The sequence below is a fragment of the Mesorhizobium sp. XAP4 genome, from assembly GCF_029269325.1.
GTDB classification, from domain to species: Bacteria; Pseudomonadota; Alphaproteobacteria; order Rhizobiales; family Rhizobiaceae; genus Mesorhizobium; species Mesorhizobium ciceri.
The window spans coordinates 141,867-166,415 of record NZ_JARIXW010000008.1; the positions used below are offsets into that span (position 1 = coordinate 141,867).

General features: G+C 61.0%; 21 protein-coding genes. 15 read left to right on the top strand and 6 right to left on the bottom strand.

The window, feature by feature from the left end:
- Positions 1 to 80: 80 nt before the first annotated feature.
- From P3C39_RS29195 to P3C39_RS29205, 3 genes are read left to right on the top strand one after another with little or no spacing between them, the layout of a single operon-like run.
- Entirely contained in the window at positions 81 to 1,634 is a 1,554-nt protein-coding gene (locus tag P3C39_RS29195; protein WP_024504866.1) for a sugar ABC transporter ATP-binding protein, read from the top strand.
- Entirely contained in the window at positions 1,631 to 2,614 is a 984-nt protein-coding gene (locus P3C39_RS29200) for an ABC transporter permease (protein WP_024504865.1), read from the top strand. The genes P3C39_RS29195 and P3C39_RS29200 overlap by 4 nt, the downstream gene beginning before the upstream one ends.
- A 24-nt stretch (positions 2,615 to 2,638) precedes the next feature.
- On the top strand, positions 2,639 to 3,649 hold the full coding sequence (locus tag P3C39_RS29205) for an ABC transporter permease (protein WP_275954808.1): 1,011 nt from the start codon (positions 2,639 to 2,641) through the stop codon (positions 3,647 to 3,649).
- Positions 3,650 to 3,797: 148 nt separating this feature from the next.
- On the opposite strand, the gene P3C39_RS29210 is transcribed toward P3C39_RS29205, so the two are convergent.
- The 3 genes from P3C39_RS29210 to P3C39_RS29220 all read right to left on the bottom strand — a co-directional run bounded on the left by P3C39_RS29210 (position 3,798) and on the right by P3C39_RS29220 (position 6,681).
- Positions 3,798 to 4,565, bottom strand: coding sequence for an SDR family NAD(P)-dependent oxidoreductase (locus P3C39_RS29210; protein WP_275954807.1), 768 nt, complete (start codon positions 4,563 to 4,565; stop codon positions 3,798 to 3,800).
- Positions 4,566 to 4,644: 79 nt separating this feature from the next.
- Positions 4,645 to 5,646, bottom strand: coding sequence for a LacI family DNA-binding transcriptional regulator (locus P3C39_RS29215; protein WP_024505477.1), 1,002 nt, complete (start codon positions 5,644 to 5,646; stop codon positions 4,645 to 4,647).
- A gap of 36 nt (positions 5,647 to 5,682) precedes the next feature.
- Positions 5,683 to 6,681: a 4-hydroxythreonine-4-phosphate dehydrogenase PdxA gene (locus P3C39_RS29220; RefSeq protein ID WP_275954806.1), complete on the bottom strand. Its 999-nt coding sequence runs from the start codon at positions 6,679 to 6,681 to the stop codon at positions 5,683 to 5,685.
- A gap of 86 nt (positions 6,682 to 6,767) precedes the next feature.
- Between P3C39_RS29220 and P3C39_RS29225 the strand changes: the two genes are divergently transcribed.
- The 12 genes from P3C39_RS29225 to P3C39_RS29280 all read left to right on the top strand — a co-directional run bounded on the left by P3C39_RS29225 (position 6,768) and on the right by P3C39_RS29280 (position 20,687).
- Positions 6,768 to 8,279, top strand: coding sequence for an aldehyde dehydrogenase family protein (locus P3C39_RS29225; RefSeq protein WP_275954805.1), 1,512 nt, complete (start codon positions 6,768 to 6,770; stop codon positions 8,277 to 8,279).
- A 16-nt stretch (positions 8,280 to 8,295) separates the two neighbouring features.
- On the top strand, positions 8,296 to 9,225 hold the full coding sequence (gene mmsB, locus P3C39_RS29230; RefSeq protein WP_082826745.1) for a 3-hydroxyisobutyrate dehydrogenase: 930 nt from the start codon (positions 8,296 to 8,298) through the stop codon (positions 9,223 to 9,225).
- Positions 9,222 to 10,529 carry a histidinol dehydrogenase gene (gene hisD, locus P3C39_RS29235; protein ID WP_024505473.1) on the top strand — a complete coding sequence of 436 codons (1,308 nt, stop codon included), beginning with the start codon at positions 9,222 to 9,224 and terminating at the stop codon, positions 10,527 to 10,529. Before mmsB ends, hisD begins: the two co-directional genes overlap by 4 nt.
- A gap of 92 nt (positions 10,530 to 10,621) precedes the next feature.
- Positions 10,622 to 11,506, top strand: coding sequence for an amidohydrolase family protein (locus P3C39_RS29240; RefSeq protein ID WP_275954859.1), 885 nt, complete (start codon positions 10,622 to 10,624; stop codon positions 11,504 to 11,506).
- A complete protein-coding gene (locus tag P3C39_RS29245) occupies positions 11,493 to 12,416 on the top strand; it encodes an NAD(P)-dependent oxidoreductase (protein ID WP_275954804.1) in 924 nt (307 codons plus the stop codon). Before P3C39_RS29240 ends, P3C39_RS29245 begins: the two co-directional genes overlap by 14 nt.
- Positions 12,406 to 13,320: an NAD(P)-dependent oxidoreductase gene (locus P3C39_RS29250; protein ID WP_275954803.1), complete on the top strand. Its 915-nt coding sequence runs from the start codon at positions 12,406 to 12,408 to the stop codon at positions 13,318 to 13,320. Before P3C39_RS29245 ends, P3C39_RS29250 begins: the two co-directional genes overlap by 11 nt.
- A gap of 23 nt (positions 13,321 to 13,343) precedes the next feature.
- Positions 13,344 to 14,093, top strand: coding sequence for an SDR family NAD(P)-dependent oxidoreductase (locus P3C39_RS29255; RefSeq protein WP_275954858.1), 750 nt, complete (start codon positions 13,344 to 13,346; stop codon positions 14,091 to 14,093).
- Positions 14,094 to 14,150: 57 nt separating this feature from the next.
- Positions 14,151 to 14,771 (top strand): hypothetical protein, encoded by a 621-nt coding sequence (locus tag P3C39_RS29260; RefSeq protein ID WP_275954802.1) that lies wholly within the window; start codon positions 14,151 to 14,153, stop codon positions 14,769 to 14,771.
- A gap of 25 nt (positions 14,772 to 14,796) precedes the next feature.
- Positions 14,797 to 15,684, top strand: a complete 888-nt coding sequence (locus tag P3C39_RS29265) for an N-acyl homoserine lactonase family protein (protein ID WP_024505467.1) — start codon at positions 14,797 to 14,799, stop codon at positions 15,682 to 15,684.
- A 42-nt stretch (positions 15,685 to 15,726) separates the two neighbouring features.
- Positions 15,727 to 16,773, top strand: coding sequence for an ABC transporter permease (locus P3C39_RS29270; protein WP_024505466.1), 1,047 nt, complete (start codon positions 15,727 to 15,729; stop codon positions 16,771 to 16,773).
- An 88-nt stretch (positions 16,774 to 16,861) separates the two neighbouring features.
- Positions 16,862 to 18,055: a substrate-binding domain-containing protein gene (locus tag P3C39_RS29275; protein WP_275954801.1), complete on the top strand. Its 1,194-nt coding sequence runs from the start codon at positions 16,862 to 16,864 to the stop codon at positions 18,053 to 18,055.
- A gap of 79 nt (positions 18,056 to 18,134) precedes the next feature.
- Positions 18,135 to 20,687 carry an ATP-binding cassette domain-containing protein gene (locus P3C39_RS29280; protein ID WP_275954800.1) on the top strand — a complete coding sequence of 851 codons (2,553 nt, stop codon included), beginning with the start codon at positions 18,135 to 18,137 and terminating at the stop codon, positions 20,685 to 20,687.
- An 85-nt stretch (positions 20,688 to 20,772) separates the two neighbouring features.
- Here the strand turns inward: P3C39_RS29280 and P3C39_RS29285 are convergent, their stop codons facing one another.
- From P3C39_RS29285 to P3C39_RS29295, 3 genes are read right to left on the bottom strand one after another with little or no spacing between them, the layout of a single operon-like run.
- Positions 20,773 to 21,774, bottom strand: a complete 1,002-nt coding sequence (locus tag P3C39_RS29285) for an ABC transporter permease (protein WP_275954799.1) — start codon at positions 21,772 to 21,774, stop codon at positions 20,773 to 20,775.
- A 2-nt stretch (positions 21,775 to 21,776) separates the two neighbouring features.
- A complete protein-coding gene (locus tag P3C39_RS29290; RefSeq protein WP_275954798.1) occupies positions 21,777 to 23,423 on the bottom strand; it encodes a sugar ABC transporter ATP-binding protein in 1,647 nt (548 codons plus the stop codon).
- Positions 23,347 to 24,531, bottom strand: coding sequence for an ABC transporter substrate-binding protein (locus P3C39_RS29295; RefSeq protein WP_275954797.1), 1,185 nt, complete (start codon positions 24,529 to 24,531; stop codon positions 23,347 to 23,349). Before P3C39_RS29295 ends, P3C39_RS29290 begins: the two co-directional genes overlap by 77 nt.
- Positions 24,532 to 24,549: the final 18 nt, after the last annotated feature.

Genomic DNA, 24,549 nt, shown 5'->3' on the forward strand with positions numbered 1-24,549 from the left:
CATCCGTTCGTCGCGCGGGTGGCTGCAATTCCACCGCGCGACAGACGCCGGGCGGTATCCAGGGAACAGGTGAGACACGCGTGGGTGACATCGTCCTGAGCATGGTGGGCATCACCAAGTCCTTCGGGAGCATCAAGATTCTGAGGGACGTGGCGCTCGAATTGCGCGCCGGCGAGGTCCACGCCCTTCTCGGCGAGAACGGCGCCGGCAAAAGCTCATTGATGAAGATCCTCATGGGCGTGCTGCGGCCCGACAGCGGCGAATACACGGTGCGCGGCAAGCAGGCCCAGTTTTCCAATCCATCCGAGGCGCAGCGCAACGGCGTCTCGATGGTCTATCAGGAGTTCGGCCTGGTCCAGTATCTGAGCGTCACCGAGAATATCCTTCTCGGCCGCCTGCCCGCCCGCTGGGGCAAGGTCGACTGGCCCAAGGCGCGCCAAGAGGCCGCGCAGATCCTGCAGCGGCTGGGCAGCAGAGTGTCGCCCGATGCCACGGTTGGCGACCTGAAGGTGGCCGACCAGCAGGAAGTGGAGATCGCGCGCGCCCTCTCCTACGATCCGGCCGTCTTCATCATGGATGAGCCGTCCTCCGCCTTGTCGCGCGTCGAGATCGACAATCTCTATGGCCTCGTCAGGGTGCTCAAGCAGCGCGGCGTCGCCATCGTCTACATCTCGCACAAACTCGAAGAAGTCTTCGCGCTCGCCGACCGGGTGACGATCCTGCGCGACGGCGCCGTCGTCAAGAGCTGCGGCATCGCCGAAATCGACATGGCGACGCTGGTCGAGCGCATGACCGGCAAGCCGGTTGACAGCACATCAACGTTGCGGCAGGCGGCCGGACCGGGCGCCGGCAGGCTCCTCGAACTCTCCGGATTTTCCGCCGACGGCCTGTTCGAAGGAATCGACCTGACCATCGCGAAGGGCACCATCGTCGGCATCGCCGGCGTGATCGGCGCGGGCAAGAGCGAACTCGCGCGCGCCATCGTCGGTGCGCTGCCGGACGGAACCCGTGTCAAGGGCGGCCTTCACTTCGATGGCGTGGCGGTGAACGTCGCCACGATGACGCCGAGCAAGGCGCGCCGGCTCGGCATCGGCTTCGTCAGCGAGGATCGCCAGGCCGAAGGCATCGTCCAGGAGCACTCGGTCGGCTTCAACATCGTGCTGCCGGCACTGAGCCGAGTGACGACTGCGGGCGTGCTCGTCGGCCGCCGGGTGCGCGGCCTGGTGGCCCGAGTGATGGACGATGTGGGGCTGCGGCCGCGCGAACCGGGCAAGCTCGTGCGACTGCTCAGCGGCGGCAACCAGCAGAAGGTGGTCATCGGCAAGTGGATCGCCGCCGGTTCGAAGCTCCTCATTCTCGACGAGCCGACCCGGGGTATCGACGTCGGCGCCCGCCAGGAGATCTACGACGTCATCCGCAGTCAGGCGCGGGAGCGGGGCGTCGGCGTTTTGCTGCTGTCATCCGACATGCGCGAGATCATGGTGGCGTCGGACCGCATCCTGATCATGGCGCAGGGCCGGATCACACGCGAAGTCGCGCCCGATCGGGTCAGCGAGCGCGACTTGCTCGAAATGGTGCTCGTGCGCGGCGACAAGGGCGCCGATATCGCTGGCGTGCCGGAGGCGCACGGATGAAGAGCTTCCTGCGCAACGACAACGTGCTGCGCGCGCTCATGCTCGTGGCGCTGATCGTCGTGTTCGGCCTCTTAACCGGAGGCGTTACCTACAGTGCGCGCGGGCTGTCCAACATCCTGCTGCAGAGCTCCATCATCGGCATAGCCGCTATCGGCCAGACCTTTGTCATCCTGACGGGAGGCATCGACGTGTCGCTCTACGGCATCGGCGTCTTCGCAAGCGTACTTGGCGCTTCCACGCTGACCAGCCGCTTCGACCTCAACATGGTCGGCGGCGATCCTTGGCCAGTTCCCGTCGGTATCGCGATTATCCTGCTCGTCGGCATCGTGATGGGCGCCGTCAACGGCCTGCTGGTCGCGCGGCTGCGCGTGCCCGCGCTGATCGCGACGCTCGGCATGTGGCAGATCGGCCTGGGTCTCGCCCAACTCGTCGGCGGCGGCTACACGATCACCGATCTGCCTTCGAGCCTTAGCATGCTGGGACAGGGCTCGATCCGGGGCGTGCCCGTGCCGGTCATTGAGATGCTCCTGCTCTTCGCGCTGGCGCATTTCGTGCTCAGCCACACGTCCTTCGGCCGGGCCGTCTATGCCGTCGGCGGCAATTCCGCCAGCGCGTATCTCTCCGGCATCAAGGTCCGGCGCGTGCAGTTCCTCGTCTTCGTGATCTCGGGACTGATGGTCGCACTCGCCGCCCTGTCGATCGAATCGCGGATGATGTCGGTCTCGATCAGGACGCTGAGCGGGCTGCAGCTCGACAGCATCGCCGCTGTCGCGATCGGCGGCGTCAGCATCTATGGCGGCCGCGGCACCGTGCTCGGCGTGTTGTTAGGGACACTGATCCTCGCCGTCATCGACAGCGGCCTCGGCGCCATGGGCGCCAGCACCGACGTCCAGAACACGGTCAAGGGTGCGGTCATCATCCTGGCGGTGTCGATCGAATTCTTCCGCCGCCGCGAGCGGCCAACCCGCATCACGGCCTGACATGCAATTGCGGAGGCAACCAGAGTGATCGTCGACCAACTTCGGGAAGCGAATACCGGGCCGGGCCGCCGAGGCTTTGGCTTCGGCGTACTGACCAGCGACGACTTCGTGCGCCTGCTCATCCTCGCCGCCTTGATCGCGGGGTTCGCAATCGTCACGCGCGGCGCCACAATCGGCACCGAAAACCTCGCGAACGTGCTGATCCAGTCGTCCATCCGAGGCATTGCCGCCTGCGGGCAGGCGTTCGTGGTGCTCACGGTAGGCCTCGATCTCTCGGTGAGCGGCATCGTGGCGGTGACGCTGATGGTCGGCGGCAGCCTCGTCACCACCAACCCGCAATTCAGCCTTCTCGGCGTCGCGATCTCTCCGCTTCTCGCCATCCCGGTGATGCTCTTCGTTGGCGTCGCGTTCGGCACCGTCAACGGTTTCCTCGTGGCACGGCTGCGGTTGCCATCCCTGATTGTGACGCTTGGCGTCTGGCAAATCGGCGTCGGGCTCGCCTATCAGGTGACCGGCAGTGGCTTCGTCGACAGCATCCCCTCGAGCATTGCCTTCATCGGCCAGGGCAGCCTGCTCTACGTGCCCAACCCGGTCATCCTGTTCTTCGCGATCGTGGCGCTCAGCTATTTCGTCCTGCACCGGACCGCTTTCGGGGCCGAAATCTACGCCGTTGGCGGCAATTCCCGATCGGCCTTCATCAGCGGCGTGCGCGTGGTGCGCGTGCGCATCATCGTGTTCGCCATTGCCGGCAGCTTCTATGCGATCGGCGCCGTAATCAGCATGTCGCGCTACATGAGCGCCACGATGGCGCAGACGACCGGCCTCGAACTATCGACGATCGCCGCGGTTGCCATCGGCGGCGTCAGCCTGTCGGGCGGCAAGGGCAGCATCGTCGGCGTGCTGCTCGGTACGCTGATCATCGGCGTCGTCGACAATGGGTTGAGCATCACTGGCGTCGGACCCGCCCAACAGGCGATCCTGAAAGGCGCCATCATCATCTTCGCAGTGATGCTCGACGGCTTTTCGCGACGCTGATGGCGCGCCCGGCTCGCCGCCGATCCGATCAGAACACCGCCCGCCAAACCTCGGGCACGAAGGCTTACGAGCGCCGTTCCTGAAATCGCGCTCTCATTCCGGGGTTCGCCTGTCCGGCATCCAGATCATGCGCCCCTCCAGCAGGTTCCTAGTCCGCAGTCCAACCGCCGTCGATGACCATGGACGATCCCGTCATGAGAGAGGATGCATCGGACGCCAAGAAGACAACCGCCCCGGTTATGTCGCCGACATGACCTATGCGGCCAAGCTTTATCTTGGACAGCACCTCCGCCTTGAAGGCCTCATTCTTCAGGAAATTCTGAGCCAGCGGCGTTTCGACAAACGTAGGGCAGACGGTGTTGACACGGATCTTGTGTGGCGCAAGGTCGATTGCCACCGCCTTGGTCATGCCCTCCATGGCCCACTTCGAGGCGCAGTAGACGCTGCGCGTCACGGCACCGACATGGCCCATCTGCGACGACATGTTTATGATGCTGCCACTCACGCCTTGCTCGACCATGCGTCGCGCGACGATCTGCGCAACAAAGAAGGAAGCACGCAGATTGAGGCCCATGATATCATCGAAATCGGCCTGCGTTACATCAAGGAATGGGTTGGTGCGGTTCATCCCGGCATTGTTGACCAGCACATGAAATGCCGGCCTGTGTGAAACAGCTTCACTCACTGCCGAAACGTCCCGGATATCGAGAGCGATGGCTTCGGCTCGTCCGCCCGCGCGAGTGATATTGGCCGCGGCAGCCTCCACCTCGCTCAATGTGCGGGCGGCCAGAACAACCTCGGCACCAAAGTGGGCGAGCGCATGGGCAGCGGCCAGTCCCAGCCCCCGCCCAGCTCCCGTAATGAGCGCTCGTTTTCCGTCCAGCCTGAAATTTGGCGCGACTTGATTTTCCTCCATAAATCTCTCTCCATTTGTTTGAAATTGGGAATACGTATGCGCACGCATTTGCTAAATTAGTATCCTGGCGTTGATCAGTTCAGGCGGTTGCAGGACCAATGTTGGTAGAGCCGCGAATGATCAGTTCGCCGGGTATGCGAATAGCCGCTGGTGGAAAGTCTGCCGGATCAAACAGCAGGGAGAGCGACCGCCCCACCATTGCCTCGATCGGCTGGCGGAAGGTGGTGAGGTCGTATGCCGGCCAGGCGGCCGAGGGAATGTCATCGAAGCCTACGATGGAAACATCGCGCGGAACTTTCAACCCAAGCCCGAAGCGCGCGGCATCCAACGCGCCAAGCGCCATGACATCGGCGATACAGAAGATGGCGTCCGGGGGAGTCGGGCCGGACAGCAGATTGATCGCTGCCCTGTAACCCCCGCCATAGGTGTTTTCGCCGAATTGCTCGCCAATGATTTGGACTCCATGGCGCCGCAATTCATCCTGAAAGCCGGCGCTACGTTCACGGTGGGTCGACGTATCAGGGCGGCCCCCTATAAGGGCTATACGCCTATGCCCTGCGGCAACAAGAAGGGCGGCAACTTCCATAGAAGCGGACCTGTTCTCGCAGCACACTGAATTGATCGAAAAGTCGTCGACGGAGCGGTTGAACAGAACCACCCGGGTGTTCCTGTTGTGCAGGATGTCGCGCATTCGCGACGACAACACAGCTGACGTGACGATCAAACCGTCGATCTCGTACTGAAGCATCGATGGCAGCACGTCATCGACTTCGAAACCCTTGGGCACGGAAAGCAACAGGAGCTGCTTGCCCATGGCGTTGAGCTTCTGGGTGTAGATTTCCAGGACGGCCGGGTAGAACGGATTGAGGATATCGGCCATGATCAGGCCAACCATATTCGTCTTCTTCGTCTGCAGGCTTCGCGCGATCCCATTTGGCGTATAGCCCAAGCGCTCCGCCGTCTTGCGAATCTTTTTCTTTGTCTCCTCTGAAATCCTCCCGTCGCCGGCGAGTGCGCGAGACACTGTCGATTGCGATACGCCAGCCTCCCGCGCGACATCCACCGAAGTTGACCGTCTCATGCATTGGATCCTTGCGCAAATCAGCTTTTGCGCCTGTTATGCTGCCTTGCGCGTAGCAATAGCAAGACGATGCGCGAGATCAAACGCTGCTGTCAGGCCGGCGGGGTCGGCGCGATTTTGGCCGACAATGTCGTAGGCTGTTCCTTGCGAGGCGGTAACGATTGGCAGCGGCAATCCGCCAAGAACGGTCGAGGTGTTGGCGAAACCGAGTGTCTTCAGCGCGATCTGGCCCTGATCGTGGAACATGGTGATGATCAAGTCGAGCTTCTCCGGCCCCACACGCAGAAAGACGGTATCGGCCGGATAGAGGCCGGCGACATCGTATCCAAGCTCCTTTAGCCTTTCGATAGCGGGGAGGATAATCTCGATCTCCTCAGTGCCCATTGCGCCGCCTTCTCCCAAATGCGGGTTAAGGCCGGCAACGGCTATTCTCGCACGTTTGCCGCTTGATGATTCGACCGCCTTGGCGCCGGCCACCGTGGCCGCAATGATGGACTCCACGGAGATGTTGTCGGCCACGGCGCGAAGCGGGATATGCGAGGTTACGCGGGCCGTCCAGAGAGCCCCCTGGTTATTCATTTCGCAACAGAAGCCGGTAACCCCGAGGCGACTTGAGAAAAAATGCAGTTCGTCGATCGCCTTGTGACCGGCCAGCCACATCGCCTGTTTGTTGAGCGGACCATAGACAATCGCATCGAGCTGCCCTGCCCCGGCCGCGTCCGCTGCACTCTCCAGCGCCGCGAGCGTGGCAGTTCCGCCCTCCGCGCTCGCCACACCGGGTTTGTAGCCGTCTCGATCCAGCCCTGAAATCAGCGCCACGCCGCCACGCTCCGGAATCGATGAGACGCTATCGACGACCGGGATTTCAGCATCGAGACCAGCGATTCGCATTCCGTCGCGAAAGCTCCCTTTCCCACAAAAGACGGCAACGCGAAGGTTACTCTGGCGCCCTTTTGCATTGACCAATTTGGCACAAAGTTCCGGACCGACACCGGATGGGTCTCCAGCGACGAGGCCGATTGTTGTCACAGACATTTCTCACTCCTGTTTGACAAACTCATTTCAAATGTCTAACAGAGTGCATACGTATGCTCAATCAAAAACGACAGAAGCCATTTCGTATGAACGCCTTTGCAACAGACTCCCTTGAAGCGCGCATCGGCGCGCAAACCACGGAAGCGAGACGACTTTCGGGCCAGATCGTCTGCGGCGGCGGCTTGAGAAAAGCGCTCACAACCGCGCAATTCGATATCGAGAATCCCGCCACCGAAGAGATCATCGGCTCTGCGCCACGCTGCGGCATAGAGGATGTCAATTCTGCGGTGGATTCGGCTTCCCTTGCGTTCCGGTCTTGGTCGGCAACGCCGGCGAGAGAGCGCGGCGCCCTGCTCATGCGGGCAGCCGATCATCTCGACGGCTTCCGTGAAGACATTGCCCGGCTCTCGTCGCTGGAGACTGGTAACGCACTTCCAACCCAATCGCGCAATGAAGCCGGCACCATGGTCGACATCCTGCGTTATTTCGGTGGCCTGGCTGGCGAGATCAACGGCCAGACCTATCCGCCCGATCCTGGCCGGCTGCTCTATACGCGACGCGAGGCGCTTGGTGTCGTTGGCGCGATCATTCCGTGGAATGCACCGCTGATGCAGCTTGCCAGCAAGATCGCCCCGGCACTCGCCGCAGGCAACACCGTCGTGCTAAAGCCGGCCGAGCAAGCACCCTTGGCAGTGCTTCGAGTGTTCGAACTGCTGCAGGCGGTTCTGCCACCCGGCGTCGCGAACGCAATCACCGGGCTCGGCGAGGAAGCAGGTCGCCTGCTTTGCCAACATCCGGCTGTACGCAAGATCAGCTTCACCGGATCGAGCGCCGTCGGCGCTTTGATCATGCACTACGCCGCCGACAAGATCATACCAGTCACAGCCGAACTCGGTGGCAAGAATCCGAACATCGTCCTGGCTGATGCCAATGTCGATCGCGCGGCGCGTGGCATTCTGCAGGGGCTTCGGCTTCAACGTCAGGGCCAGTCGTGTTCCGCCGGTACGCGGATCTATATCCACGACGCCATCTATGATGCGGTGATCGAGCGCGTCCTGGCCGGCATTCCGTCTTTCCGGGTGGGAAACCCGCTGGATGAAGCGACACAGGTGGGCTGTATCGTATCGCGCAAGCAGTTCGATCGTGTCGAACGCTATATTGAAATGGCGCGGCAGACGCCGGGCGCCCGTATCCTTTGCGGCGGCCAGCGTCCCGAAGGTCTGGACAAGGGTTACTACTACTCGACGACGCTGATCGAGGGCGTTCCCGCAAGCTCACCCGTTTGCCGTGACGAGATCTTCGGGCCGGTCGCGACTGTCTCACGCTTTACCGATTTCGAGACCGTGCTGCAGGAAGCCAACGACACGCCTTACGGCCTCGCGGCAACGATTTTCACGGAAAACCTCCCGGCGGCGTTCGACTTCGTGTCGCGCATCGACGCCGGCTTCGTGCAGGTCAACCAGTTTGCCGTCGCGGAAGCCAACATCGAATATGGGGGGACGAAAATGAGCGGCATGGGACGTGAGCTCTCGCTAGCAAGCATGGTCCAGCATTTCACCTGGTCGAAGACCGTCATCGTCAACACGTCGGCTGCCTGACCGGGAGAATGCTCAAGTGAAAACCGTCGCTTTCCTTGGCCTTGGCAATATGGGTCAACCAATGACCCGCAATCTGGTCCAAGCAGGCTTTCCAGTCATTGGCTTCGACCCGTCTTCGGCCGCACAGGACGCTGCTGAGAAGCAGGGCGTGAAACGTGCCACCTCCGCCGCCGAGGCGGCTTCATCGGCCGATGTGGTTATCACCATGCTTCCGACCGGAGACAATGTCCGCGACGCCTATCTTGGAGCGTCGGGTGTCATCGCGGCATCCCGCAAGGGTGCGCTCTTGATGGATAGCAGCACGATTTCATCGACCGTCACCGTGGAAATCGCCGCTGCCGCCCGCGCCGCCGGCCGGCGCATGATCGATGCACCGGTTTCAGGCGGGACGCCGCGCGCCCATTCCGGCACTTTGACTTTCATGGTCGGCGGCGAGGCCACGGATGTCGAGCATGCCCGCCCTCTGCTGGAAGCAATGGGACAGCGCATCTATCATGTCGGGGCTTCGGGAGCGGGCCACACGGCGAAGCTCTGCAACAACATTCTGTCCGGAATATGCATGGCGGGAACTGTCGAGGCGCTGGCACTCGGTGTCGCCAATGGTCTCGACCCAGCAATCCTCAGCGATGTGATGCGCAACTCCTCGGGCAACAACTACGCGCTCGAGCGCTATCACCCATTCCCGGGCCTGATGGAGAATGTGCCCTCTGCCAACGGTTTTGCCGGCGGTTTCCGCTCGGATTTCCAGTTGAAGGACATGCGGCTCGCCAAGGAACTGGCGAACAGCTCGAAAGTCCTGGCAGCGATGGGAAATCTGGCAACAGAGCTCTTCGCCATCCATTGCCAGAATGGACATGCCGGCGAGGACTATTCGAGCATCATCAAACTGGCGCTCGATCTCGACAGCTACTTCGAAGGCAGGACGACGGAAGGGGCGACCAAGTGATCCGCAAACTCAAAGAGGGGCGCGATCCGAGCGCCGTGGCAGCCGATCAGGCCACCGTCAGAGCCACTGTAGAGGGCATCATCGCAGATGTCCGTGCGCGTGGTGATGTTGCGGTGCGCGAGCTTTCGATCCGCTTCGACAAATGGGACCGCAAGGATTTTCGCCTTACCGATGCGGAAATACGCGCCTGCCTTGCGGAACTGTCCGAACAGAACCTGAGCGACATCCGCTTCGCGCAGGAACAGGTTCGCAACTTCGCGCAGCATCAGCGCGAAGCGTTGCGCGACATCGAGATCGAAACCCTGCCGGGCGTTGTTCTTGGGCACAAGAACATCCCCGTTCAGTCCGTCGGCTGCTATGTGCCAGGCGGAAAATATCCATTGCTGGCCTCGGCCCATATGTCGGTCATCACGGCCAAGGTTGCCGGCGTGCCGCGCATCTTCACGGCTGCGCCGCCTTACGAGGGGCGCCCTGCCGCGGCGATCGTTGCGGCCCAGCACCTGGCAGGCGCGGATGAAATCTACTGTCTCGGCGGTGTGCAGGCCGTAGCCGCCATGGCACTGGGTACACAAAGCATCCAGTCCGTTGCCATGCTGGTCGGTCCAGGCAACGCCTTTGTGGCGGAAGCCAAGCGCCAGCTCTATGGGCAGGTCGGCATCGATCTCTTCGCCGGTCCGACGGAAACCCTGGTCATTGCCGATGACAGCGTCGACGCCGAGCTATGCGCGACCGACCTTCTCGGCCAAGCCGAGCATGGTCCCAACTCACCGGCAGTCTTGCTGACCAATTCAGAGGCCCTCGCCAAAGCCACGATCGCAGAGGTTGAAAGGCTGCTGAACATCCTGCCGACCGCCGTCGTCGCCCGTCGCGCATGGGAGGATTACGGCCAGGTGATCCTGTGTTCGACAGAGGACGAAATGGTCGGTGAAGCAAACCGCATCGCATCGGAACATGTGCAGGTCATGACACGCGATCCGGATATCTTCCTCGAGCGGATGACGAACTACGGGGCGCTGTTTCTCGGGCCGCGAACCAATGTCGCCTATGGCGACAAGGTGATTGGAACCAACCACACGCTGCCGACGGCGGGAGCCGCCCGCTACACCGGCGGCCTTTGGGTCGGCAAGTTCCTGAAGACCGTTACCTATCAACGCGTCCTGACCGATGAGGCCTCGGCAATGATCGGCGAATACTGTTCGCGCCTTTGCATACTTGAAGGGTTCGCCGGCCATGCCGAGCAGGCAAACGTTCGTGTCCGTCGCTATGGCGGGCGCAACGTCCCCTATGCGGCCGCCGCTGAATAAATCGCGGCGACGACTGCGGATGCCGGAAGAGGAGCTGGCATCCAATCTGAGACGGGTCATCCCGAGACGGAGAGGAGACAGACGTGACTGATATGCCGATGGTGGATGCTCACGTCCACTTCTGGAATCCCGAGCAGAACTATTATCCGTGGCTCAACGATCGGCCGCTGATCCAATTCCGCTATGGCGACTACTCCTCGATATGCCGGCCGTATCTGCCGGCCGACTACAAGCGGGACGCTGCCGGCCACCACGTCGTCAAGACGGTCTATATCGAAGCCGAGTGGGATCCGAGTGATCCAATCGGCGAGATGGATTATATCGCCTCCCTTCGTCGTGAGACGGGGTGGCCTAACGTCGCTGTCGGCCAGGCATGGCTCGACCGGGACGACCGCGCCCGGGTGTTGGAGCGGCTGGCCGGTTTCGACTTCGTACGCGGACTGCGTCACAAGCCGAAATCCAATCCCAAGCCCGGCTCAGCCGCTCCAGGCAGCATGGTCGACCCGCATTGGGTCTTAGGTTTCGCCATGCTGTCCAGCTATGGTTTGCGGTTCGATCTGCAGACACCATGGTGGCATCTGCACGAGGCGAGCACGCTCGCCGACCGCTTCCCGCAGACGCAGATCATCCTGCTGCATTCAGGGCTGCCGGCCGATCGCAGTGCCGAGGGGATTGCCGGCTGGAAGGCGGCAATGACCGAATTCGCCAAGCGGCCGAACGTGGCGGTGAAGATCTCCGGCATCGGCCTGCCTGGCCAGCCATGGACGGTCGCCAACAACCGCGACATCGTGAGGTCGATCATCGAGATTTACGGCGTCGATCGCTGCATGTTCGGGAGCAATTTCCCGGTCGACAGTGTGTGCGGCACGCTCGATAAGATCTTTGGTGGCTACAAGGAGATCACGGCGGATCTCGGACCCGAAGCGCAAAAGCGCCTGTTCCACGACAATGCGGTCCAATTCTATGACATCCGGTAAGCCGCGCCTTGCCTATATCGGCGTCGGCCTGATGGGCGGACCCATGGCCGCGCGCCTTGCAGGGCTTGGCTACAAGCTACGAGTCTTCGACGCGGATGCCGGCCGGCACGCTGCGGCTATGGCTTCGGGTGCAGTTGGCGCTGCGTCGGCAAAAGACTGTGTCGACGACGCGGATTTCGTGCTCCTCAACCTGCCGTCGCAGGCGGCAGTCGAAACCGTGGTGTTTGGCCAAGGGGGCCTGTCGGATGCTCTGCTGCCACCGCAGATCGTGGTGGATTTCTCAACCGTGTCCCCGGATTTCTGCCGGTCCATCGGTTCGCGCGTCCAAGCGGGCACGGGATGCGAATGGATCGACGCTCCGGTTTCGGGTGGTCCCTCGGCGGCAGGCGAAGGCAATCTGACGATCATGGCCGGCGGCTCGGATTGGGCGATCGCACGCATCCGTTCCTTGATCCAGGACGTCGGCAGGCAGTTCACCCATGTCGGACAGACAGGCATGGGTTCGGTTGCCAAGATGATCGCGCAGCTCGTGGTCGGCACGAATTACGCTGTTCTGGCCGAAGCCGTGCGCCTCGCTGAAGCGGCAGGAATGGATGCTGCGCTGCTGCCCGAATGCGTGAAATACGGCCATGCCGACGGCGTTCTGATGCAACAGCTCTATCCACGTATCGCCGCACATGATTTCGCGCCGCGGGCCTATGCGCGTCAGCTGCTGAAAGACCTCGACATGGTGCAGGAGCTCGCCCGTAGTTCGGGCACGGCAACCCCAATGTCCGGCCAAGCCGCCCAGCTCTTTCGTCTGCTTATCACCGCCGGCCACGGCGACATCGACGGCACCGGCATCTATCGCCTCTACGAAGGCGCGCCGTCACATCTTACAGCGATCGGGGAGAGCGCGCGTGCCCAGTAATTCTTACGGATTCGTCGGTCTCGGTGCGATGGGCATGCCCATGGTCAGCAAGGCTCTGGCAGCCCAGCTCGACGTCCACATTTTCGATACCAACGCTGCGGCCGTCGACGTCCTTGTCGCGCAGGGAGCAAAGCGGCAAGACAGCGCCGCCGCGGTCGCCAATGCGGTCGAGACGGTCTTCGTCAGCCTGCCAAACGCACCGATCGTCGAGGCCGTCGCGCTGGGTGAGGCCGGCCTTATCCAAGGCAAACGCATCAAGCACTATATCGATCTCTCGACCACCGGCCCGACTATGGCGCGCAAGGTCGGTGATGCGATGGCGGAACGCGGCGTATCTGTGCTGGATGCGCCCGTCAGCGGCGGACCAATCGGCGTCCGCAACGAGACGCTGGCGGTCATGGCGTCGGGGTCGGAGCAGACACTGGAACGGGCACGAGCGTTCCTGGCGACATTTGCAAAGACTTTTGTCCATCTCGGCCCGGACGTCGGCAAGGCACAGATCCTCAAGCTCGCCAATAATCTTCTCACCGCAACCAACATGGTGATCGTCGGCGAAGCGCTAGCATTCGCCGAAAAGGGCGGTATCGAGCCCGAGGATCTGTTCCGGATCATCAATGCCGGCTCAGGCCGGTCTTGGGTGTCGGAGATCGCCTATCCAAAGCATGTGGTGACACGCCGCTACGACCAGAATTTTCGCACCGAGCTCATGCACAAGGACGTGACGCTTTGCATGCAGGAAGCCGAGCGTATGGGCGTGCCAATGTGGCTCGGGGCCAACGTCCGCCAGTTCTGGCAGTTCGCTATGACGCAAGGCATGGCCGACGCCGATTGCTCGCGCATCGCGGCCCTCATCGAGGGTTGGGCAGGCCTGAATATCGAAGACGCGGCCGAGGCCGCCGAATGAATTCATATGGGGAGGAGTACACCGTGATGCTGAACGACAAGACCGCCATTATCACAGGCGCCGCCTCGCCGCGCGGCATAGGGAAGGCCACGGCCCGTCGGTTTGCCGCGCAGGGCTGCCGCGTGGCGATCTTCGACCTCGACGAAGAGGCCGCCATGAATGCGGCCCGCGACATTGGCTCCGAACACATCGGCGTGGCTTGCGATGTCCGGGATCCTGCTTTTTGCCGCAAGGCAGTTGGTGACGTCATGGCCCGCTTCGGACATGTTGACATCCTGGTCAACAATGCCGGCATCAGCCAACCAGACCGGCTGATGGATATCACTCAGGAGAATTTCGACCTGGTCATAGATTCCAGCCTGCGTGGCAGCCTGAACATGGCCCAGGCTACCGTGCCTTCGATGATCGAACGGCGCTCCGGCGCGATCGTTTCGATCGGCTCGATCGCGGCTCAGATCGGCGGCGGCATTTTCGGCGGACCGCATTATTCCGCCGCCAAGGGCGGCATCCACAGCCTCACCAAGTCGATGGCGCGTGAACTGGCGCAGCACAATATCCGCGTCAACGCGATAGCCCCCGGCACGATCGACACGGACATCTTTGGCGACAAGCTGACCGAAGACAAGCGACGCGACATCGTCGTGAACATCCCGCTGGGCCGGCTCGGGACGGCTGACGATATCGCAAAAGCCTGCCTGTTCCTGGTCTCGGACCTGTCCGACTACGTGACGGGACTCATTCTCGACGTGAACGGCGGCCGATTCATGCACTGAAAAGACAGTCCGCACGGGCCTGCAGATCGATGCGATGACGAACATTGGAGGCGACGCATGATTACGATCAATTCCGGACAAGACGAGGCTCCGCTTGCGGGTGGGGCGGTGCCTCTACCGTTTTGTCGCGAATTTCCAGCGCCTTCTTCAGGGATCGAAAGCGTGCATCGTCCCACCTGTTCCATATGGGACACCCCCCGAGAGTACCAGCCCGATGCCTTGTTGAAGTCAGGGATCAAGGATGAAGTGCTTGCCTCCTACCTGTCAGACACACGCCCGCTCTATGACGCCGCCAAGCGTTGCGTTGGCCAGCTTTCGGGAATCCTGCTTCTGCTCCAGACCGACAGCCTCGACCGCAACCGCAACGATCTCTTGCTGGCGTCTGTGACAAGGCAGTTGCGCGAGGCAACCGACCGCCTGGGTGCGGTGAAGGCGCCACCGAAAGCGGCCCGCCACCAAGTCGCGCTAGCCGATCTGCTTGTGCTTCTCGTCCGGATACTCTCGCGGCTTGATCGTCTTGCCGATCTCATTGATCCGGCAAGTCCCGATCTCAATGCCGTCGTTGACGCGCTTTTTTTCGCGCAGCGGTCGCTGCGGATGGTTTCGGAACCTTCCGCCGGACTGACGCCCGTGGATTTCACGGCGGCCTGCTGCAACTGCCGACCCGCGAAAAATTAACCGTCTGGATCAAGGGAGGAAACCGGTGTCACTCTATTCGATCTACGTCCTCGAGTACGGCTACGTGCCCGAATACCACAAGAGCGGCGTCATCTACGGCGCTCACAATGAAGGCTATGTCAAGCTGCCCTACTGCTACGCCGTCATCAAGGGAGACGGTTGGGCCGCGATGGTCGACGTCGGTTACAACGACCGCGACTACGGGAACTATCTTGGCACGCTGTTCAATGTCCAGAACTGGCGCGGACCGCGCGAGGTTCTTGCCGAAATCGGATTGACGCCGGAAGACATCAACGCGGTCTTTATCACGCACGCGCATTTCGATCATTTCGGCAATGTCGACGCATTTCCCAATGCCACCTTCTACGTCCAGAAGAAGGAACTGCAGGAATGGATCTGGGCGATGTCGCTGCCGGACCGCATGCGCTGGATCCTGTCCGGCATCGATACGGCGGATATCCTGCGCGGTGTGCAGCTGGCGCGCGACAAACGCCTCATCGCGGTCGATGGCGCCATGGAAAACGTCTTCCCCGGCATCGATCTTCACGTCGCCTATGACAGCCACACCTTCGCATGCATGTGGGTGACGGTGCGCAATGATGGCAAGACGGATTCTCAGGACACCTGGGTGCTTGCCGGTGATCTTGTTTACCAGTTCGAGAACCTGAACGGCGCCTCCGAACAGCTCAAGATCGACGACATGTATCTCCCGGTCGGCCTTGCCACCGGCAGCCAGATCAATCTGATTATGGCCACCGAAGCCATGATGAAACAGGTCGGCCATGAGTCTCGACGGGTCATCCCCGTTCACGAGTCGCGGCTCGAACAGACATTCCCGTCCCGGCTCTCCAGCCAGAAGCTGCGCATCAGCGAAATCTGTCTGGCCAGCGGAGCAAGATCCGCACTGCTTTAACCAACAGGTTCAATGCCGCGAATCCGCAGAAGGACAAGACACGTGGAAAAGCCTTCAGAGAAGCCAAAGCCGGTCACGGCCTTAGGAGAAGGTGCATCCGGACCGAGCAGCTGGTTTGCCTCAGCTGGCGGGCCGACCGCGGGTATCGCGGCGGCAACGCTGGTCCTGTTCGTCTTCGGCGGCCTGATCGCCCCGCAAAGTCTTGGCACCGGAGCGATGAGCGGAATGCTTCCCTTTGCCGCGATCCTGGCCCTGGTCAGCCTTGGTCAGACACTCGTCATCCAGCAGGGCGGCATCGATCTGTCCGTGCCGGGGATGGTTTCGCTCAGCGCTGTCATCGTCTGTTACTTCTCAGAGAGCCAACCGAATGCCGAGGGCAGTGTCGTCCTGGCACTCTTTTACGCTTTCGCCGCTGCAGCTGTAGCGGGGCTGATTAGCGGCCTGCTCGTCAGCAAGGTTCGTGTTGCGCCCATCGTGGCCACGATCGGCATGAACGCGCTGCTCTATGGCATGAACGTCAAGATTTCGGGCGGCACGCCGGTGTCTGTACCCGGGTCGATAGCGGCATTCGCCAACGGCAAGATATTTGGCATCACGCAGCTTGCCTATTTGGCAGTAGCGATGGCTATTGTCGTCATTTTCGTCGTCAAGGCGACGACCTTCGGGCGCAATTTCGAGGCTGTCGGCGCAAACAGCCGGGCGGCACGCGCGGCGGGTATCGTCGCTGACCGCTACCAGATCGCCGCCTATGTGGGCGCGAGCCTGCTCTATGCGGCCGGCGGCATTCTGCTCGGTGGCCTTATGCAACTGCCAAGTCCGCAGCAGGGCGACAACTACCTGATGCCGTCGATCGCCGCGACGGTTCTGGGTGGAACCTCGCTGTTTGGCGGCAAGGGCAATCTGGCGGCAACCGTAATCGCCGCTCTCTTTCTCACACAGCTCCAGCAATTGGTGCTGACGACGGGCGCCAGCATCGGCGTTCAATACCTTTTTCAAGGTGCCGCGATCCTGGTCGGGGTCGGCATCTATGGTCTTAATTTTCGCAATCTCAGGCGTGCAATCAGCTTGAGGAACAGGTCGACCGCATGATGTCGGCGGCCAAGGGAATAAACAGTTTCAACGCTGTCCATCACGGGCAGGTTGGAGAACAGCAACCAAACTTCGTTGGGAGGAAATGATGAAGTCTTATCTTGGATTAAACGCGATATCGGGCGCCGCGCTCGCCCTGTCGGCCTTTGCGACTGTCTCACCGCTGTCGGTCACACAAGCCGGCGCCGCGGGTTGGTGCAAGGGCATCGCCGGCGGTGTCTTCTGCGCCGAACCGGCGGCGACGCCGCCGAGCTTCTGCGGAACGAAGGAAATCTCCGTCGCGCTGGCGGATGGCTTCGCCCAAAACCCCTGGCGGCAAATGACGACGGCCGCTGCGATCAACGAGGCCAGCCAGTGCCCGAATGTCACCGGCTGGGATCATACCGACGGACAGGGTAACACCCAGAAGGCAATCTCCGACCTCAGCGGTCTCGCGGCACGCGGCGTCAATGCCATTGTCGTGTTCCCCGATGCCGGACCAGCCATGTTGCCGGCGATCCGCGATGCCTTCAAGCAAGGCAGCACCGTCGTCCCCTACCGGGCCCGTGTCGGCGGCGAGGAAGGCAAGGATTACAGCGTTTTCGTCGGCACGAACTTCCACCAGGACGGCGTCGACTGGGGAAAATGGATGGCGAAGGCCCTCAACGGCAAGGGAAATGTCGCCTATCTCGGCGGACCTGCCGGAACCAGCCAGAGCCGTGAGCGCGCCGATGGAATCATCGAAGCGTTCAAGGACTATCCGGGCATTGTCCAGATCGGGCAGAAGCCGTTCGAAGTGACGAATTGGGATTCCAGCATGGTCGCCAAATCACTGGGCGCGCTGATTGCCCAGTATCCGCAGATCGACGGTGTCATCGCCGACCTCAGCATGGGCGTTGTCGCCTCGGGCGTTTTCGAACGGGCCGGTCGGCCGCTGCCGCTGATCGCCGGTGAAGACGCCAACGTGTTCGGCTGCACCTGGAAGAAGCTGCACGACGGCGACGCCAAGTCCACCTTCCAGTACACGACAAACAGCGCCGAGCAGTGGAATGTTCGCCTGGCCGTGCGCTGGGCGATTGCCGAGGCCGCCGGCGGCAAGATGGATCAGCCGCTCGTCATAACCGATCCGAATGGCAGCAAGCATACGGTGGCCGAGGCCGGCGTGAAGGAAGTAACGAACTTCCAGCTGGAGGATTCGCTTGCCGGAACGGTGTTGTGCAATCCGAAGCTCCCGGAATCCGCTTCGAATGGCACCAGCCTGACGGACGAACAAGTCCTGGCGGCCCTTAAGGGCGGTCTCTGACCTCGAGCAAACGGGGCGGGCTCTGCCCGCCCCTTCATCTCCTCAAGGAGGATGATGGAGACACTTAGGAGGATCGAGCATGGCCACCGTCGAACAGCTTCAGCCTGACATGGCACCCCCGGCCGACGCGGTATCGGACGCCCCGTTGGGATTGCGCATGCAAGGCGTGTGGAAGCGTTTCGGCAATGTCGTCGCCGTGAAGGACATCTCGTTTGAGGCGCGATGTGGCGAGGTTCATGCGCTTCTGGGAGAAAATGGCGCAGGCAAGTCGACATTGATGGGCATTGCCTCCGGGAATTTGAGCTTCGATCAGGGTTCGATCGAAATATGCGGACAAACTGTAGATCGCTTGAGCGCGGCACAGGCGCAACGGCTCGGGCTCGCCATCGTGCATCAGCACCCGGCAGTGCTTCCTGATCTGACGGTGGCTGAAAACCTGTTGCTTGCAGTTCCAGCAGCGCTTCGAAAGGATTATGCGAATGCCAATGACTGGGTAGTCGCCCAACTCCGTCGTGTTGGCTCTGCCGTTCACCCCAAGACCCGGCTGTGTGATGTCGACATAGCACAAAGCCAACTGATAGAACTTGCCAAGGCGCTTGCGATCGACCCGAAAATCCTCATTCTTGACGAACCCAGCGCGGCTTTGACAGCCGACCTTGTCGATATCCTGTTTCGCAACGTGCGCCAAGCCGCGGCTCGCGGCGCGGCGGTCATCTACATTTCGCATCGGCTGCAGGAAATCAGACAGATCGCAGACACTGTCACCGTCATGCGTGACGGTGAAGTGAAGGGATCGGCACCGGTGCGCGATGTCAGCGATGACCAGATCCTCAACCTCATTGTCGGACGCACCGTTACCAAGCAATTTCCGCCCAAATCATCCGGTGTCATGAGTGGCGCAAGTGTTCTTGAGGTCAAAGGGCTTTCGGGCGCTGATTTCGTAGACATCAACATGTCGGCGCGTGGCGGCGAGATCGTTGGTATCGCCGGCATTACCGGAAACGGCCAGAGCGACTTCCTGCGTTCGCTGGCAGGTCTTGGAAATGCCCGTGGAGCCGTCACTCTGGATGGGAAGACCGTGCCGCTCGGCAACCCGGGTGCCGCTCGTAGTGCCGGCATTATCTATCTGTCTCCCGACCGCCAGCATGAAGGCCTTTTTCCCAGTCTTTCCGTGCGCGAAAACGGCACCATCTCGGCCCTGTCACGTTTCGCGAACTTTGGCATCATGGACCGTTCGCTCGAACGGCGGCAAATGGAAGCGCAGCGAATGGATCTGAACATTCGCGCGGCATCGATCGAGCAGAATGTCGCCACGCTTTCCGGCGGGAACCAGCAAAAGACGATCCTGTCACGAGCTCTCCTGGCAGAGGCTTCGCTCGTGCTGGCAGAGGAGCCGACAGCCGGGGTTGACGTGGGTGCCCGCGCCGAAATCTATCGCATCCTTCGTGACGTCGCTTCGCGCGGGACATTGGTGGTTATCGTCTCCTCCGATATCGTCGAGCTTGAGGGCCTATGCGACCGCGTGCTGGTCTTCTCCCGTGGGCACGTCGTGGGCGAATTCTCAGGCCAAGACGTCAATGAGGCCAATATCGGCCGGACCATGATAACGGCCACCACCCATCGCAAGACCGACCAGCAAGGACGAGACAGATCCGGCGCTTCGCGCTCTTGGCTGCGAATGGTTGCCGCCGGCGACTATGTTCCAAGCTTTGTGCTTGCCGGGCTAATCGTGTTGCTGGGCTTGGTAGCGTCTGGCCACAACATTCGTTTCGTCTCAGGCTTCAATATCGAGAAAATCCTGTTCCTTTCCGCTGCGCTGGCGTTCGTCTCGTTTGGCCAGATGTGCGCAGTGTTCACCGGCAGGATCGATCTGTCGGTCGGCCCGTTGATTGGCTTGAGCCTCGTCATCGCGTCATTCTTCCTGAATGAAGGTGCCGGCATGGGAACGATAATCGTTGGCGTGTTGGCCGTGTTTGGCGCCGCAGCCCTCGTCGGCCTGACCAACGGGACCTTGGTTAGGTTCGGAAACTTCACCTCCGTCGCCGCGACGCTAGGGGTCTACATCATCATTCAGGGCATCTCGGTGTTGCTGCGGCCCTATCCCGATGGGGCCATCAGCGCCACCGTTATGGATACCATCAAAGCCACTATCGGCAGCATTCCGGTCGTGTTCATCGTCGCGTTGGTCCTGGCAATCATCCTTGAAGTCGGTTTGCGCTACAGCCGTTGGGGGATGAGCTTGCGCGCCGTTGGCTCTAACGAGAAGGCGGCGGCGCATATTGGTGTGCGCACAGGCTGGACTGTCGTCGGCGCTTTCATCGCCTGCAGCTTGCTCACGGCGCTGGGTGGCATGATGGTGGTGGCGCAGCTCGGTATAGGCGATCCCAATCAGGGCATCGAATACACGCTGGGCAGCATTGCCGCAGTGGTCCTCGGCGGAGCCAGTCTCTTCGGCGGACGCGGCAGCTTCATCGGCGTGCTGCTTGGCGCCGTCCTGATCCAGGAAGTCAATTCGTCGATGGTTTTCCTGGGCCTGTCGCAAGCCTGGCAATATTGGTTCATCGGCCTGCTGACGCTGATCGCAGTAGCAGTCTATTCACAGGCCAGGTCAGCGTCCATCGAGAGGCCGTGAAACGAACTGCCGCAGACTGGAGATACAACGTCGAGTGCGCGAAGATCCGAAAAAAGGCGCGAGATCTCGCCCAGCAGGTCGACGCTCACTTGATGATGCCGATCTTCTTGCGATCAATGGTCACGAATACGGCGCAGACCAGAACCGTACCCTTGACTATATTCTGAAGGTACGGATCGACACCAGCCATGTTCATGCCATTCGAAAGCAGTGTGATGATCAAGACGCCCAACATGGTACCGACGACGCTGCCTACGCCTCCGGTCAATGGTGTTCCGCCGACCACCACCGCGGCTATGACGTCCAGTTCAAGCCCCTCCCCGAGTTGGGCGGTGGCGGCCATGGCGCGCGCGGCTTGCAGCAAGCCACCAATGCCGCACAAGGCACCGAGAAGCACATACATATAGATTTTCACGCGAGCGACCTGAATGCCCGTTAAAATGGCGACACGTTCCCCGCCGCCGATGGCACGAACTTCCCGCCCGAACACCGTCCTGTTGATGATGCCATACGCGACAACCATCAGCACCAGGCCAATGATCACGGAATGCGGAATGCCCAAAGTCCGATTGGTATAGACATTCAGGAATTGCTCATCCTCGATCGAGACAGGCGCGCCGCGGGTGAAAAGAAGCACGACGCCGCGGTAGACCACCATCGCTCCCATGGTTGCGATGAAGGACGGCACCTTGCCCTTGGCCAGGAGAAATCCATTGATCAATCCGGCAGCAGCACCGACGGCAATGGCGGGAATGATCGCCGCAGCGCCAAGGCTGTCAGCTGTCAACGCGGCTGCCAATGCCGCGAGTGCAACAATTGAACCGACCGACAGATCGATTGAACCGGCCATGATGACGAAGGTCATGCCTAGCGCGGCAACCAGCAGCACCGTGCCTTGTTGAAGCACAATTAGAAGGTTACTGAAGGTCAAGAAGCGTGGCGACGATATCGAGAAGATCACAATGAGCAGAACGAGCATGGCAAGCGGAAAGCCGCGTTTGACGAGTTCGAACCTGCCAGCATTGACGGTAGGTTCTCCGATTGCGTTCGGTGTTTTGGTGGCACTCGAGGTCTCATTCGTTTCCATGGTCAGGCCATATGTCCAATGATGTCATGCTCGGTGGCATCGGCTGCCGTCTCGATGCGATGCGTAATTTGTCCTTGCCGGAGCACCAGCAAGCGGTCCGACATACCGATCAGTTCGGGCATGTCTTCTGAAGACAGGATCACAGCGAGGCCCTGCGCCGCCTTCTGCCGAATGATGCGATAGATTTCCGTGCGGGCGCCGATATCGACGCCGCGTGTAGGATTGTTGAGCAGGAGCAGACGTGGGTGGACAGCCAAGCATTTGCCGATCACCACCTTTTGCAGGTTGCCTCCCGAGAGTGAACGGCAGGACGCATCGACGCTTTGCGTCTTGATGCCTATCTGGGCGATGAGGTCACGCGCGATGGCAATGGCAGCGGCGCGATCGAAGAACGGCCCACGATGCGGTGGGCGGGCCATCACCAGATTGTCGAGGAGACTGAAGTCGGCGATCAGGCCTTCATTGTGACGGTCACCAGGCAAATGAGCGACGCCCTGTCGCCAGGCGAAAGTCGGACTCGACGGCGCGTATGAACCATTTTCAAGCTTCATCGAGCCACTGCGCAAAGGCAAGTCGCCGCAAATGGCTGCGAACAGCGCTTCGGCGCCAGCGCCTTTCAATCCGGCAAGGCCGAGGATTTCGCCGGCATGTACATCCAGGCTGACGCCGTCGAGTTCGCGCCCAACGGCGACCTCGCAGGCTTCGAAGACAACAGGACCCCGTCGCGGCTTGCCTGGATCTTTCGGCGGCCGCGGCGGATAGATGCTTTTCGCGAGTTCGCGCCCCACCATGCGGCGATGAATTTCATTGGGCTCGATCTCGGTCGTGCGATAGGTTCCGACATACTGCCCGTCTTTCAGGATCGTCAATTCATCGGCGACGGCGAGCACCTCGTCGAGATGATGAGAAACGAAGGCTACAGTCATCCCCTGCCCCTTGAGTTCGCTGATGACGCGAAGGACGGCCTGAACCTCTCGATGATCGAGATAGGCGGTGGATTCGTCGAGAAGGAGGATTTTCGGATTTGTAGACAGCGCTCGGGCGATCTCGATGCATTTCAGCTCGCCGAGATTGAGGCGGCCTGTGTCGGCAGAGACCGATATTTGCGCGCCGATCCGTTCGAGGATCGTTTGCGACGCGGCTTCCATACGTCTGCGGTCGATAAAACCGAGAGGGCCGGCGAAATGCCGCAGGCGATCGATGAAGATGTTTTCGGCAACGGTCAGCGAACGGTTGATCGTGATTTCCTGGTATACAAGCGAGACGCCAAAGGCCGCCGCACCGATGACACTTGGTGGCGCATAGCTTGCTTCATCCAAGGTCATGACGCCACTGTCAGGCCGTTCCGCGCCCGCAAGCATACGCAAGGTCGTCGATTTTCCGGCTCCGTTTTCGCCGACGATGGCGTGAACCATGCCGGGCCGAAGCACCACGGATACGCCATCCACGGCACGTGTGTGGCCGTAGCTTTTGCGCAGGTCTCTCGCAGCAAGTGTCATGAATTGACTACGCCCAAATGCCAGGCAGGGCCTGCCTGCAACCTTGGGATTGCAGGCAGGCCCAATCGGACGTTCAGTTGCTATACTGCATCTCGAAAACGGCCGGCTTGGCGTCCTTGTTGTAGAAGCGCGAGTGCTGCCGGAAATCATATGTCGGCACGCCGCCGGGAAAGTCCTTCTCGAACTGCGCAACGCGATCCTTGGTTAGCGGCAGCAGCTTCAGCTTGACATTGTCGGCGTCCGCGGGAACCGGAATACCCTTAATGTGATCGAATAGGGCGACAAGGGCGAAGCCGCCCTGAAGCCAATGACCGCCAATATCGAAAAGCAGGTCACCGGACTTTACCGCATCGACGTTCTCAGGGTTGAGATCCATTCCGACGACCATAACGTCCTTGCCGGGCGCTTTCCCGTGATTCTTGAGCGCAGCCATCACGCCGGTCGCAGTGCCGCCGTTCGCGGCCCAGACGCCGATGATGTCCGGATTGCCCTGGAAGAGCGATTCAAACGCGGTCTGTGACGTATCACGGACGAAATTCCCATCGACTTCGCCGGCGACGCGCACATCGGGCGCTTCCTTGAGAGCGTCTTCCAGCCCTTTGCGGCGATCAATGGCGACCGAGGTGCCGGCGGTGCCGTTCACCACGCCGATCACTTTCTTGCCATCCGACCCCGGCTTGATCGCGGCGAACAGCGCCTTGGCCATTTGGTATCCGGCATCCTCATCGCTCGGCCCGATAAAGGCGATGTAATTCGGGAAACGCTCGGTTTGAGGCGAAAAATCCGGGTAGCTGTCGGTGAGGATGACCGGTATCTCGGCTTCCTTCGCCAAGGTAAGCCCGCGAGCGGCAGTGGCCCAATAAGGTGTGAAAACAATGCCGTCAACTTTCTGGGCCACCAGGTCCTCAAGCGACTTGACCATCTGGTCGGGCTTGTTGTCGGCATTGAGCACGACGAGCTTTACCCCAAGCTCATCCGCTCCCTTCTTCATGAAGGCGACATAGCTGTTCCAGAATTGCGCATCCAGGGTCGGCACGACAACGCCGACCGTGGGTTCATCGGCAGCGACAGCCGCCGTTGACAAGACGGCCGCGGCAGCGGCGCCGACAAGGGCCGATTTCAGCTTCGACAAGAAAGACATGGTTCCTCCAACCCGGTTCGCAACAGAGCCAAGCGCTCTGAATCGCTGACTTAATTTCCCATTTTTTGACAAGAACTGCGCACTTGTCAGCTTCAATTGACCACAATTGACGATCATGCCTTATCACATATGGTC